Source organism: Acinetobacter sp. YH16040_T, assembly GCF_024605785.1.
Classification (GTDB): domain Bacteria; phylum Pseudomonadota; class Gammaproteobacteria; order Pseudomonadales; family Moraxellaceae; genus Acinetobacter; species Acinetobacter amyesii.
In genome coordinates this window covers 506,657-520,466 of sequence record NZ_CP094541.1, presented here as the reverse complement: position 1 = coordinate 520,466, position 13,810 = coordinate 506,657, and the positions used below count along the sequence as shown (strand labels likewise).

The 13,810-nt window shown below is 39.2% G+C and carries 9 protein-coding genes; 3 read left to right on the top strand and 6 right to left on the bottom strand.

Annotated elements, in window-relative coordinates; genetic code table 11:
* Positions 1 to 292: 292 nt before the first annotated feature.
* Complete coding sequence (locus MST16_RS02515) at positions 293 to 664, bottom strand: GNAT family N-acetyltransferase (RefSeq protein WP_180010210.1); 372 nt, start codon at positions 662 to 664, stop codon at positions 293 to 295.
* 692 nt (positions 665 to 1,356) lie between these two features.
* Between MST16_RS02515 and MST16_RS02510 the strand changes: the two genes are divergently transcribed.
* Entirely contained in the window at positions 1,357 to 2,883 is a 1,527-nt protein-coding gene (locus tag MST16_RS02510) for a fumarate hydratase (protein ID WP_078189659.1), read from the top strand.
* A 60-nt stretch (positions 2,884 to 2,943) separates the two neighbouring features.
* On the opposite strand, the gene MST16_RS02505 is transcribed toward MST16_RS02510, so the two are convergent.
* The 5 genes from MST16_RS02505 to tig all read right to left on the bottom strand — a co-directional run bounded on the left by MST16_RS02505 (position 2,944) and on the right by tig (position 8,640).
* Positions 2,944 to 4,095 (bottom strand): IS4-like element ISAbe18 family transposase, encoded by a 1,152-nt coding sequence (locus tag MST16_RS02505; RefSeq protein ID WP_104425765.1) that lies wholly within the window; start codon positions 4,093 to 4,095, stop codon positions 2,944 to 2,946.
* A gap of 197 nt (positions 4,096 to 4,292) precedes the next feature.
* Positions 4,293 to 5,006, bottom strand: a complete 714-nt coding sequence (locus MST16_RS02500) for a DUF2846 domain-containing protein (RefSeq protein WP_180007185.1) — start codon at positions 5,004 to 5,006, stop codon at positions 4,293 to 4,295.
* Positions 5,007 to 5,168: 162 nt separating this feature from the next.
* On the bottom strand, positions 5,169 to 6,479 hold the full coding sequence (gene clpX, locus MST16_RS02495; RefSeq protein ID WP_180010209.1) for an ATP-dependent protease ATP-binding subunit ClpX: 1,311 nt from the start codon (positions 6,477 to 6,479) through the stop codon (positions 5,169 to 5,171).
* Positions 6,480 to 6,508: 29 nt separating this feature from the next.
* Positions 6,509 to 7,114 carry an ATP-dependent Clp endopeptidase proteolytic subunit ClpP gene (gene clpP / locus MST16_RS02490; protein WP_078192707.1) on the bottom strand — a complete coding sequence of 202 codons (606 nt, stop codon included), beginning with the start codon at positions 7,112 to 7,114 and terminating at the stop codon, positions 6,509 to 6,511.
* 194 nt (positions 7,115 to 7,308) lie between these two features.
* Positions 7,309 to 8,640: a trigger factor gene (gene tig / locus MST16_RS02485; protein WP_180010208.1), complete on the bottom strand. Its 1,332-nt coding sequence runs from the start codon at positions 8,638 to 8,640 to the stop codon at positions 7,309 to 7,311.
* 273 nt (positions 8,641 to 8,913) lie between these two features.
* Between tig and MST16_RS02480 the strand changes: the two genes are divergently transcribed.
* Together MST16_RS02480 and MST16_RS02475 are read left to right on the top strand one after the other, a co-directional pair.
* Positions 8,914 to 11,121, top strand: a complete 2,208-nt coding sequence (locus MST16_RS02480) for a TonB-dependent receptor domain-containing protein (protein WP_180010207.1) — start codon at positions 8,914 to 8,916, stop codon at positions 11,119 to 11,121.
* A 301-nt stretch (positions 11,122 to 11,422) separates the two neighbouring features.
* On the top strand, positions 11,423 to 13,741 hold the full coding sequence (locus MST16_RS02475) for a TonB-dependent siderophore receptor (RefSeq protein ID WP_180010206.1): 2,319 nt from the start codon (positions 11,423 to 11,425) through the stop codon (positions 13,739 to 13,741).
* The last annotated feature ends 69 nt before the right edge of the window (positions 13,742 to 13,810 follow it).

Below are 13,810 nucleotides of genomic sequence, written 5' to 3'. Positions count from 1 at the left end.
TCTTTGGTCCTTGAGAAATACTGCAATAACCTAAAGACTCTGTATGACAATACACTTGCAATCCCATGACAATTACATGAAAAATAAAACAAATGTTTAATATAAATATTTGATAATATAAAAATTAGAGTTATTTTTTTTAAGCACTTATATACGAAAAAAGTTGACCATTAAAAGAACTGCAAGCACTCCATTTTTTGACTGCTAAGCTCTAAGCCTGATTTTAAAGAAGATTGCTCAAGAACTTTTATAAAACCTTGTTTAGAATAAAATTGAGTAGCTCGTAAATTAGTTAATTCAACACGAAGTACAATTTTTGTATAACCTTGGTTTGCTGCATATTTTGTAGACTAGATATTAAAAGATCAGCAACACTGTTTCCCCGATAATTCTCATACAACCACATTGCAACTACAGTAAATTCATGCTGTTTATCAATAGTACCTCCAACCATGCCTACAGCTCTCATTCCGTCAAATGCCAATAGAAACTGGCATGGTCTTTTTTGCGCAACTCTATCACGCCATTCAGAATCACTATGAGTTTTGGTTTTTTCAAAAGTTGCTGTAAATGCATCGGGACTGTCTTGTAATGCTTCTAGCCGTAAATTTTTCAGTATCTCCCAATCTGATTCAACAGTTGAAGGTACAGTAATAGAGCTCATTTTTATTTTATCTCTCAAGTAATTACTTCAAAATTTAGCGTTGATAATTAAAGTTTAGTAAAAAATTGAAAGCTCTAGCGATCAACGATGATTATCACTCTGAGGCAAACTAATGCCAAGACTAAAAATTAGCTATTACTCATGATTAGATTTGAAGATTTGAAGATTTGAAGATTTGAAGATTTGAAGATTTGAAGATTTGAAGATTTGAAGATTTGAAGATTTGAAGAAGAATATTATTTTTATAAAATTTTAAGCAAAAAAAAAGAAGATAAAGCTTTAGGCTTGATCTTCTTGTTGACCATAGAACCAAGTTGCTGCGATAAACAGAGAAAAACCAATAACTGACAACACTGGAGTAACCATATAATTCACACTCTAACTTTGATGACGTCATTATGTAAAAGTTATATGACAGTTATATGACAAATATAAAATTTTCAAAAATAATAAATATTTTTTATTTTCAATATCTTAAAAATTAAAACATATCTCCTCCTCTAGTTATGTGACAAATATTTCATGAAATATGACAGTTAAAATGTCATTTTCAGGCCATTTATGACAGTTAAATATGGCGCTGTTTAAGCCTATTAAACTTTCGGCCAAAGATTAAGCGAAATACCCACACAACTGTATTTTTGTCTTATAATTTAGCCCGCTAGCTATCAGCCCGCTCAAGAGATATTTGTATGACAACTATTATCAAGCAAGATGACTTGATCACATCGGTAAAAGATGCGCTTCAGTTCATTTCTTACTATCACCCACAGGACTTCATCCAAGCGATGAGCCGTGCGTATGACCGTGAAGAAAACAAAGCCGCAAAAGACGCGATTGCACAAATTTTAATTAACTCTCGTATGTGTGCAGAAGGCCATCGTCCTATCTGTCAAGATACGGGTATTGTGAACGTATTTCTTGAAGTGGGCTTAGACGTTAAATTTGATTTAACCATGAGCCTAGACGATGCAATTAACGAAGGTGTACGTCAAGGTTATCTTGAAAACTCAAACATTCTTCGTGCATCAGTATTAGCTGATCCTGCTTTTGGTCGTAAAAATACCAAAGACAACACCCCTGCTGTAATTCACTACAAACTCGTTCCGGGTAATAAAGTTGATATTACTGTTGCTGCTAAGGGTGGCGGTTCAGAAAACAAATCTAAACTTGCAATGCTTAACCCTTCTGACTCTATCGTAGATTGGGTACTTAAAACTGTTCCAACCATGGGTGCAGGTTGGTGTCCTCCTGGTATGCTCGGTATCGGTATTGGTGGTACTGCTGAAAAAGCCATGATGCTTGCAAAAGAAGCATTGATGGAAGAAATCAACATGGACGAATTACTTCGTCGTGGCCCACAAAACCAAATCGAAGAACTTCGTATCGAAATCTTCGAAAAAGTAAATGCTTTAGGTATTGGTGCTCAAGGTCTTGGCGGTTTAACGACTGTTCTTGATATCAAAATCAAAGACTACCCATGTCATGCTGCGGGTAAACCAGTAGGTATGATTCCTAACTGTGCTGCAACTCGTCATGCACATTTCCAATTAGACGGTTCAGGTGTAGCACATATTCAAGCGCCTAGCCTTGAAGACTACCCAGCGGTGACTTGGGATTCATCAACATCTAAACGTGTTGACTTAGATAACATCACTCAAGAAGAAATGAACTCTTGGCAACCGGGTGACACACTGCTTCTTAACGGTACAATCTATACAGGTCGTGACGCTGCGCACAAACGTATGGTTGACATGTTAAACAAAGGTGAAGAACTTCCAGTTGACCTAAAAGGTAAATTTATTTACTACGTTGGCCCTGTTGATCCAGTCGGTGACGAAGTCGTTGGTCCTGCTGGCCCAACAACTGCAACTCGTATGGATAAGTTCACACGTCAAGTGCTTGAAGCAACTGGCATGTTCGGTATGATTGGTAAAGCGGATCGCGGCCCTGCTGCTGTTGAAGCAATCAAAGACAACAAAGCAACTTACCTCATGGCTGTTGGTGGTGCTGCTTACTTAGTATCGAAAGCGATTCGTGAAGCTGAAGTGGTTGCTTTCGCTGACTTAGGTATGGAAGCGATCTACAAATTTGTTGTAAAAGACATGCCTGTATCTGTAGCTGTTGACGTAAATGGTACTTCTGTTCACGCAACTGCACCAAAAATCTGGCAAGCAAAAATTGGTAAAATCCCAGTAGTTGATGCTGCTGCGAACTAATTTCGCCACGTTCAAGATCAAAAAAAAGCACCCCATCGGGCACTGCTGTCCCACAATTTTTCACAAGAGGAAGCTCATTTGAGCTTCCTCTTGTTTTATGGGTATTTTATCGGGTGAAAATAAAGCTTTTAAAGTTCTTCTTTCAAACAAATTCACTTGAATTATTCTGAGTAAACGTTGAACTGTCCAACCTGTTTTTCCTAAATGTTGAGCGAAACTCACCAATAAATAGGCGATCATCGCAATCCAGATTTGTGTCTGAATTGCGTTCCTGCTGCGACCTAGAAACGCTTTTAATTTGAGATTCTGCTTAATCGCCTTAAAGAACAGCTCAACTTTCCAACGATCTTTATAAATCGCCGCAATGGTGGAGGCGGCTAAATGAAAGTTATTGCTGAGAAAGCTAAAGTGCTTGCCACTTTGCTGATCTCTATATTCAATTCTTCTTAACACTGGGGCTTTTCTTTTTAGGGCATGTGCGCTATTCAGCTGAATGGTTTCATCTTTTAGAATACCTTTGGATTCAAGCACTGGATGTTGCTGGATCACCTGATACACAGATTTAGGCCTAAAACGTGTGACAAATCCAATGTTTTGAGCAGTCAGATTTGCATACCATTGGTAATCGACATAGCCTTTATCAAAAACTACAATGCTGCCAGCAGGAAACTGGAATTTGCGGCCTTGTACCATGTCATTTTCTTTGCCATTTTCAACTGCAACAAACTCAGGAATATCATTGCTGTGATTCAATCCTATACTGAGTTTCATGCTGGCTTTTGAGTCGTGAACTTTGGCCCATTCACATAAGGAAAGCGACAGGTCAATATGACTGGCATCCAAGGAATACAAGGGATTCTTAAAGCGAAACTTATGAGCGACTTTTGAGTGGTCATAGTATTTAAGCAACTTGTAAAATAGCTGTTGATACAAGGCAGCAGGCTGCTGCTCATTGATTCGTGCCAGCGTGCTTCGGGGAATAGACTTTGCTCCGAGATGACTTAGCTTTTCCTGTTGGCACTCCAAATTGGATTGAATATCTCTCAGACTTTGCCTACAAGAGAATTGAGACATCAATATGGCAATAAACTGATCCCACCGGGAAGCCGCTCTAAATTTCTGTCCAACATGGTGCACTTTAGCAAGTTGTTCAAAATCCTGTCGCACAACAGGTTTAATTAGCTCATGAAATACGGTATTCTGATGTGACAAAACCTGAATCCTGGTCGTTAAAGTGTTTGTTTGCACTCATATTTTAACTGTTAGGACTCAGGTTTTTTTATTTAAAGCAAACTATGGGACAGCAGTGCCCCATCGGGTGCTTTTTTTATTGTCAATATTTAGACTGTCTGTCGAATGACATTCGCTATTTAATGCTTTCACACACTCAAAAACACGAGCTAATTACATTACCAAGTTAATGGATTCCACAGTTTAAAAGGCTTGGTCAACTGCACATCTTCCGCAGGATCATAATGAGGTGCTTTCAACTTCTGCGCACTTTTCCGCACTTTTCCAGTGTTTTGATCTTCTGCCACAAAGTTAAAACTGTTGGATTTCAACTCTGTAAATGCGATTTCATTTCGACCAATTTTTTCAGGCATGAGCAGCAATGGCCCTGAAACCGTTCTTTTACTGGATAAATTCTCTTCATCATATTTAATGAAGTAAGTTTGACCTGCTTCAACATCAAAGTCTAAATATTTAGGTTTTTGAAAATGATTCACCCCCAAAGGGCGACTCGATGATAAGCGGTAATTCCCCGCAGGTAACTCCACCCAGTAATAATGATTATTCAATAAACTTGGAATACGCTCACTGTTCAGAAATAAGCTGCTGGCCACAATTTCTTGACGATTCCACTTACTGTCTGGACGATATAAATACACAATCGCTGCTTGATCATGCTGAGCTTTCACTTCTTGAAAATGTCGGCCTTGTTTCTGATTGACCCAACCACCAATGGTAAACATACCCAATCGATATTGCTCAATATGGCCCGGTGTACTTTCAGGATCCACGGGCTTTAATGTTGAAGCCAATGACGTTTGCTCAACGGCTGATTTTCCATGACAACCCAGCAGCGCTACACTGCTTAAAAGTAGAATTGCAACTCCACGCATGATTATCCCTCACTGCGTCTTTTTTTATTTTACACTTTTGTTTTCAGTTTTTTACATTCAGGCATCCACGCCATCCTGCTGAGATTAACATTCTGCTTTTATTTTTGGAAATAAAAAACGTGTGCAAATCTTGGATTTACACACGTTTCAGACGAATAGCGCTTAAGCAGATTTAGAGTTTACAACTTTTAAATCTGACTTCGGTGCAGCTTCTTCAGTTTTCTTTGGTTGACGTTCTGATTTAAATTCAGGTTCCGCTTCACCATTAATCACAGCTTCATTGACGACAACCGTACCCACATCTGAACGACTTGGTAAGTCATACATCGTTTCAAGCAATGAATTTTCTAAAATCGAACGCAGACCACGCGCGCCCGTATTACGGTCAAGGGCTTTTTTAGCCACGGCACGCAATGCTGAGTCTTCAAATACGAGGTCAACATTTTCCATTTCAAATAAATATTGGTATTGACGTGTCAATGCATTTTTCGGTTCTGTCAGAATCTGCATCAATGCTTCTTCGTCCAGTTCTTCCAAGGTAGCAATCACAGGTAAACGACCAATAAATTCAGGAATCAGACCGAATTTAACCAAATCTGTCGCTTCAACTTGGCGGAATAAGTCAGATAATTTTTTAGTTTCATCTTTCTTACGGACCTCAGCCGTAAAGCCAATACCGCCTTTTTCCTGACGCTGCTGTACGATTTTCTCTAGGCCAGAGAATGCACCACCACAGATAAATAGGATATTTGAAGTATCAATTTGAATAAATTCTTGCTGCGGATGCTTACGACCACCTTGAGGCGGAATCGACGCAACCGTACCTTCGATCATTTTCAATAATGCTTGCTGAACACCCTCACCCGATACATCACGAGTAATCGATGGGTTTTCAGACTTACGGGTAATTTTGTCGATTTCATCGATATAGATAATGCCTTTTTGCGCTTTTTCTACATCGTAATCGGCTTTTTGAAGGAGTTTTTGAACAATGTTCTCAACGTCTTCACCCACATAACCAGCTTCAGTTAAAGTCGTTGCATCTGCCATCGCAAATGGCACATCTAAAAGACGCGCAAGTGTCTGAGCAAGCAGCGTTTTACCTGAACCTGTTGGTCCAACCAACATAATGTTACTTTTCGAAATCTCTACACCGTCTTCTGGTTTTTTACCACTGGTGCCAATTTTTAGGCGTTTATAATGGTTGTATACCGCAACAGAGAGGGTCTTTTTCGCAACATCTTGCCCAATCACATATTGGTCAAGCGCAGCACGGATTTCATGCGGTTTTGGTAAAGGACGAGTTGCCCAGTCATTTGATTCAACTTGCTGACTGGTCTGAACTAGGTCAAGACATACGTCCACACACTCATTACAGATGTACGCGTCCTCACCTGCAATCAGTTTCCCGACTTCAGACTGCGTTTTACCGCAAAATGAACAATGCTTTTGTCCTTGAGGATGTTCGGACATATTCACTCCAATAATTAATTCTTTAAAACTTATGGGCGTTTAGATAAAACTTCGTCCACAAGACCGTATTCTTTCGCAGCTTGCGCTGTCATAAAATTGTCACGGTCAGTATCTCGAGCAACAGTTTCGTAGTCTTGACCACTATGCTCTGCCATTAAACGATTTAAACGTTCTTTGATGAATAGAATTTCACGTGCATGAATTTCAATATCAGATGCCTGACCTCGGAAACCACCGAGTGGTTGGTGAATCATGACACGGGCATTTTCAAGACAGTAACGTTTGCCTTTAGCACCGGCGTTAAGCAGGAATGCACCCATCGATGCTGCTTGCCCCATGCAGTAAGTCACAACATCAGGTTTAATAAATTGCATGGTATCGTAAATTGCCATACCTGCAGTAACCGAACCACCTGGTGAGTTGATATATAAATGAATATCTTTATCTGGGTTTTCTGCTTCTAAGAACAACATTTGGGCAACAATCAAATTTGCCATGTTGTCTTCAACTTCACCGGTTAAAAAAATCACACGTTCACGCAAAAGGCGTGAATAAATATCAAAAGAACGCTCGCCACGAGATGACTGTTCTACCACCATTGGTACTAGTGCGTTTTCAATTGTTGGAACATACATACGTTATTTATTCCTAAATTTTTCTGACTCAACCCATAATTCACAATATGAGGGATATTTGTCGAAATTGCAAAAGATTCCCAATTAAATAACAGATATTTTTTTCATAAGCATTGTGAAATCAGGACAACTTATTTGGGGGCAAATTTCGATAAAAAAAGGCGCTTAATGCGCCTTTTTTTGAAAGCTAGAAATTAGCCTTGTTGACGAGCTTGTTGCTCTTTCAATAAGTCTTCATAGCTCACAGTTGTATCCGTTACTTTAGCAGAAGCTAAGATGTGATCTACAACTTGGTCTTCTAGAATAACAGCTTCGATTTGAGCACGTTGCTGTTTATCGTTGTTGAAGTATTCAATTACTTCTTTAGGATCTTCGTAAGAAGAAGCCATGTCTTCGATGTAAGCATCAACACGTGCAGCATCAACTTCAAGTTTAGCTTCAGCTAATACTTTGCTGACTAATACGCCAAGTTTAACTGATTTTTCAGCTTGCTCTTTGAATAGGTCATCTGGAAGCATGCTTGAATCAAACGCTTTAGCGCCTTGAGCACCAAACTGTTGAGTGAATTGTTGGATCATTTGTTGACGTTGACGGTCAATTTCTTGAGCAACCATTGCTTCTGGAAGTTCTACTTCGTTTGCAGCTACAAGCGCATCAAAAGTTGCACCTTTCACTTGGTTACGAAGACCGTTTTTCACTTCACGTTCCATGTTTTTACGCACGTCAGCTTTCAGCTTTTCAACGCCTTCTTCTTCAGTTAGACCGAAGATTTTTAAGAATTCAGCATCAACTTCTGGAAGTTTTTGTTTTTCAACAAGCTTAACAGTGATTTTGAATTGAGCAGCTTTACCAGCAAGGTTTTCAGCTTGGTAGTCTTCAGGGAAAGTTACATCGATAACTTTCTCTTCGCCTTTCTTCATACCAACGATACCGTCTTCGAAGCCAGGGATCATACGACCAGAACCAAGAACGAGTTTAAAGTCTTCAGCAGCGCCGCCTTCAAACTTCTCGCCATCAACAGTACCTTCAAAGTCGAAAGTTACTTGCATGTCTTTTTTAGCCATGCCTTTAGTTTCAACCCATGAAGCGCGTTGTTTTTGAAGATTTTCAATCATCTTCTCAACGTCTTTGTCGTCAACTGAAGTTGTTTTACGTTCAACTTCTAGACCTTCGAACTTAACTTCAACTTCTGGATAAACTTCTACAGTTGCTTCATAAACTAAAGCATCATCTTTCATTTCAGTTTTTTCAATGTTTGGCATACCAACAGCATTGATTTTTTCTTGTTGGATCGCTTCGAATACTGTGTCACGAATGATGTCGTTTACAACTTCTTGATAGATACCAGCACCGTATTCACGACGAACAACGTTTACAGGTACTTTACCTGGACGGAAGCCGTTGATCTTCACAGTTTTGGCAGTGCGTTTCAAGCGAGCTTCAAACTGCTCGTTAATACGGCTCGTCGGTACAGATACATTTAAACGACGGGCAACGCCCGAAACCGCTTCAGAAGTTACTTGCATGGCTTCCTCGATAATTTGTTAGTTAAAACAGTTTTAAAAAAAAGTGCCACATTATATGACAACAATTAAAGATATACAAAAATGGATTATAACACTATAAATTCAGGCATGGATGCCCTTCTTATTTTTAGAATTTTTCAGCTTTTTTCGAAGAAATATTGATTATTTTTTAATTAATTGTTGAAAATGAGAAACTTTCTCACTATTATTCTTAATGATATTTTTTTTAATTTATTTTCATATATTTATCTCGTCCATATTTGGAATTCTTTTATGAGTAAATTTAATCTCAACCCTCTTTCCGCTGCTTTATTTGGGGCAATTGTAACTACTACGAGTTTCGCACATGCTGAAACGACTGAATCTCAAGCTCAACAGATGGAGACCATTGTTGTTTCTGCGGCTGGTTATGAACAAAAAGTAACAGATGCTCCGGCATCAATTACGGTATTAACTAAAGAAGATTTCAAAACAAAACGCATTACATCTCTTGCTGATGCGTTAAGTGATGTAGAGGGTGTTGATATTAGCCCTACAGCGGGAAAAACGGGTGGATTAGATATTAGTATCCGCGGTTTACCCTCTGAATATACGCTAGTTTTGATTGATGGTCGTCGTCAAAATAGTACTGGTGACATTACTCCAAATGGTTTTGGAGAAACGAAGAATAATTTTATCCCTCCACTTTCTGCAATTGAGCGTATTGAAATCATTCATGGCCCTGCCTCTACGCTTTATGGTTCAGATGCGATGGGTGGTGTCGTTAATATTATTACCAAAAAAGTATCACATGAATGGACAGGTTCAATTAGTTTAGAAGGCTCTATTCTTCCAAAAAGTTCAGACTTCGGTAATCAACGCAGTGTCGACCTTTACGCTACAGGACCAATCGTACAAGATCTGCTAGGTTTGCAAATTCGTGCCAAGCATTGGGAGCGTGATGAATCAAATGTTACACGTGACATTGACCAATCTGCTCTAGGTACCGGAAATAATCCATCTGAAGGCAAACTTGATACATTGGGTGCTCGCTTAACTTTAACCCCAACAGAGAATCATGATTTATCTCTCGATGTAGAATCACACCGTCAATCGTATAAAAACCCTAAAAACTCTACCGGCTTCCAATTGGGTACAGTCGGTCCAGCGGGTGGTTATGATGACGAAATGGAGTTTAATCGAGACAAGTATGTTGTTGCCCATCAATGGCGTACAAATATTGGTGATTTAGACAGTAGTTTGACTCGAAATGAAAGTGAAACTGTCGGCCGCCTTATCCCATCTCGTATGCAAAACGGTGATTTAACCACAAAAACTCCACGAACAATTGAGAGTGAAGATACGATTTTTGATACAAAATTATCGGTCAATGCAATTGAGAACCATCGTTTAACGCTTGGGGGACAATGGTGGGATGCCAGTGTTTCAGATGGATTACGTGCTGCAAAACCTGAAGTAAGTTTTACACAGATTGGTTTATTTGCTGAAGATACCTGGAATGTGTTACCAAACTTAGCACTGACACTTGGTTTACGTTATGACGACCACGACACATTTGGTGATTTCATTACCCCACGTGCTTATGCAGTATGGAATGTTAATGATACATGGACGGTTAAAGGTGGATATTCGGAAGGCTATAAAGCTCCTCGTCTAGAACAATTAACAAATGGGGTTGTTAATGTTGGCCGCCAAGGCGCTCTGCCTATTTTTGGTAATCAAAATCTAAAACCTGAAACAAGTGATAATTTTGAACTTGGCGTATATTTCACACCGAACAATAATTTAAATATTAACTTAACTGGCTTTTTAAGCACGGTTCAAGACAAAATTGTGAGCGGTGCAATTACAGATACATCTGTAAATACGGGTGGAAAACCAGGAGAGTGTTTAGTCAACCAAGCCTGTGCTGACTATTTGACTGGCCTCGGAACACCTTGGCAGTGGCTGAACCAATCAAGTGATCGTGCATTTACAGTTACTCGTCCAGACAATGTCGATGAAGTCGAAATTTATGGTACAGAGTTAGGTATTAACTGGGGCTTTGCCGAAGATTGGAAATTAAACTTTAATTACACTTGGACAGAAACAGAAGTAACTAAAGGCAAAGACAAAGGTAAAAAGTTACAAGACACGCCTGAACATATGTTCAATGCTACTTTAAAGTGGAATGTGGCAGACAATGCAGACTTATGGCTTCGTGGTGAATATCGTACTGAGCGCTCTCGTTTCAAAACCACAAATTTAACGGGTGATGATTTGACCGTTTATAATGCCCTAGGTGACTACGAAGCTTATGGCTTAGTGCATTTAGGTACAAATTATGCAGTTAATGATAAATGGGATGTTGGCGTAGCTCTTTATAATATCTTTGACAAAGACTTTAATAAGTATGAAGTTATAAATGGTAGTGCATATAATATTTACAGCAACACCCAAGAAGGTCGCCGTGTGCAATTAAGTACAACCTTTAAATTCTAAATAACACTTTATAAAAAAAACCTGCTTCGGCAGGTTTTTTTACATCAACAATTTACGATTTATTCTTATTTAATTCACAATCATGTCTATATTTATAATCTCAATTAAACAAATAAAAATAACTTATTTTTTCAATATTCAATAAAAACATTAGCTTAATTTTAGTTTGTTATATCATTACATTAAATACTACTATCACATTTTAATTATTCATCGTGATTTACAATCGTATAAAGATGAAAGAACAAATAAGAATCATTATTATTCGCATACAAATTCATTATTCCAAATCAGGTTTGAAATGGCCTTCATCAAAACACGTAAGAAAATTGTTTCTTCAGCAATTGCTTCGTCACTTTCTGTTATTGCTGTAAATGCAATCGCACAAGATCAAGTCACTCAACTTCCAACCATTAGCCAAGAAGTTGCTGCTGAAAAAGCACCGAGCTTTAAAGTTGATATATCAGCAAGTTCAAAATTTGTTGCCCCGCTCCTTGATACACCAAAATCAGTTTCAGTTATTTCGAAACAACTGATCGAAGATACTCAAGTCACAACTTTAAGTGATGCTTTACGTACGGTACCAGGCATTACTTTAGGTGCTGGTGAAGGTGGTAACCCAAATGGTGACCGTCCATTTATCCGTGGCTATAACACTGAAAGCTCGATGTATGTCGATGGTGTGCGCAACTCAACTTCACAAAACCGTGAAATGTTTGCGGTTGAACAGGTTGAAGTGACCAAAGGTTCTGCTTCTGCCATGGGTGGTGCAGGTACAACTGGCGGCAGTATCAACATGATTTCTAAGGTTGCGAAAAAAGGTGACTTTTTAGAAGGTTCAGTTGGTGCAGGTACAGACAATTATCAACGTATCACACTAGACAGTAACAAAGACTTTGGTAATGGCGTTGCTGCACGTGTTGCGGTCATGGGGCATAAAAATGAAAAAGCGGGTCAAGCAGATGGTGCTGAATATGCACGTGCCGGAATCGCGCCAAGCATTACTTTTGGTTTAGATACCCCTACTCGCGCGACTTTAGGTTATTACTACTTAAAATCTGACGATACACCTGACTCTGGTGTGCCATACAGCAATCCAACTGGATATTCGCAATATTCAGGAAAACCGATTGATGTCAAACAAGGCATCTACTACGGCTGGAAAGATCGTGATTTCCAAAAACAGGAAAACCAAGTCGGTACGATTAAGTTAGAACATGACCTCACTGACAATCTAACGATTAGTAATACTACTGTTTATAACAAGTCTAAAAATGATTACCTGTGGACAAACCCAGATGACTCGAAAGGCAACATCTACGATAAAACTACTGGTACCTTGACAGGTAATGTTTGGGCGCGTGTAAACTCACGTATCGCCGATACTGAAACCTTTACCGACCAGTTGGCTTTGACAGGGAAATTTAATACCGGTTCTCTGTTACATAGCTTTAACTTAGGCGCTGAATACTCAGATCAAGAAACGGATCGCACCCAATATATTATTAATGGAGACAACGCAACAGGTAGTGCAAGCCAAACGTGTCCGTCTACAGCTCCTGCAGGCTGGTGTACGTCTGTTCAAAACCCGAATCGTGGGCCATGGACAGGCAGTATTAGCACGGATGGCGCAGATTTATACAATATTAAATCAAAATCGACCTCAGTTTATTTTCTTGATAATATCGAATTCAACCCTCAATGGTTACTTGACTTAGGTGTACGTTGGGATAAATTTGAAACTGACTCGACCATGACTTATGGTGCTCGTAATAGTGCTGTATTAGGCAACCCAACAGCAAATCCACCGGTACTACCAACGGCTCAAGTTGGTGATAAGCTTAAACTAAACAGTGATTCAGACTTCTTCAACTATCAAGCTGGTTTAACATTTAAACCTGTTGAAAATGGCTCTATTTATGCGAGCTATGCAACTTCAGCAAACCCAGTTGGTGTAGATGCTGGTGATGGTTCAGAAGGTATTGGTGCACCAGGCCGTAATACGACTGAAGAACAAGCTCGTGCAATGAACAACCTAAAACCGGAAGAAATAAAAACTTACGAGTTAGGAACTAAGTGGGATGTCCTTAATAATCGTTTAAATCTAACTGCCGCAATTTTCCGTACAGAAAAAGAAAATACTCGTGCAACAGATACAGATGGCTTTACTCGTAATATCGGTGAAACTCGTGTAGACGGTATTGAACTTGGCGCTAATGGTAATATTACTGATAAATGGGCTATTGCTGCTGGTTATACCTATTTAGATAGCGAAATAGTCGATGATGGTACGGCGACTAATGATGGCAATCAAGTTCAAAACGTGGCGAAAAATAGCGCGACACTTTGGACAACTTACCAAGTCCTTCCACAGTTCACAATCGGTGGTGGCGCTACCTACATGGATAAAGTATTTGGTAATGCTACCAATACGAAATGGGTTCCAAGCTACGTACGCTACGATGCTATGGCGCGTTATACCGTTAACAAAAATGTGGATTTACAGTTGAATGTAAATAACCTTTCTGACAAACGTTATTTCACTAAAGCCTACGCATCTCACTATGCCACTGAAGCAGAAGGTCGCAACGCAGTTCTGTCTGTAAACTTCAAATACTAAGAAAAAATAAATACCATAAATAATTTATGGTATTGACTCAAATAGCCTCGCTTCGAGGCTATTTTTGTA

What these genes read in the sequence shown, in the direction of transcription:
- MST16_RS02515 (WP_180010210.1), bottom strand. Translation starts at nt 664, where the DNA reads ATGAGCTCTATTACTGTACCTTCAACTGTTGAATCAGATTGGGAGATA.
- MST16_RS02510 (WP_078189659.1), top strand. Translation starts at nt 1,357, where the DNA reads ATGACAACTATTATCAAGCAAGATGACTTGATCACATCGGTAAAAGAT.
- MST16_RS02500 (WP_180007185.1), bottom strand. Translation starts at nt 5,006, where the DNA reads ATGCGTGGAGTTGCAATTCTACTTTTAAGCAGTGTAGCGCTGCTGGGT.
- clpX (WP_180010209.1), bottom strand. Translation starts at nt 6,479, where the DNA reads ATGTCCGAACATCCTCAAGGACAAAAGCATTGTTCATTTTGCGGTAAA.
- clpP (WP_078192707.1), bottom strand. Translation starts at nt 7,114, where the DNA reads ATGTATGTTCCAACAATTGAAAACGCACTAGTACCAATGGTGGTAGAA.
- tig (WP_180010208.1), bottom strand. Translation starts at nt 8,640, where the DNA reads ATGCAAGTAACTTCTGAAGCGGTTTCGGGCGTTGCCCGTCGTTTAAAT.
- MST16_RS02480 (WP_180010207.1), top strand. Translation starts at nt 8,914, where the DNA reads ATGAGTAAATTTAATCTCAACCCTCTTTCCGCTGCTTTATTTGGGGCA.
- MST16_RS02475 (WP_180010206.1), top strand. Translation starts at nt 11,423, where the DNA reads ATGGCCTTCATCAAAACACGTAAGAAAATTGTTTCTTCAGCAATTGCT.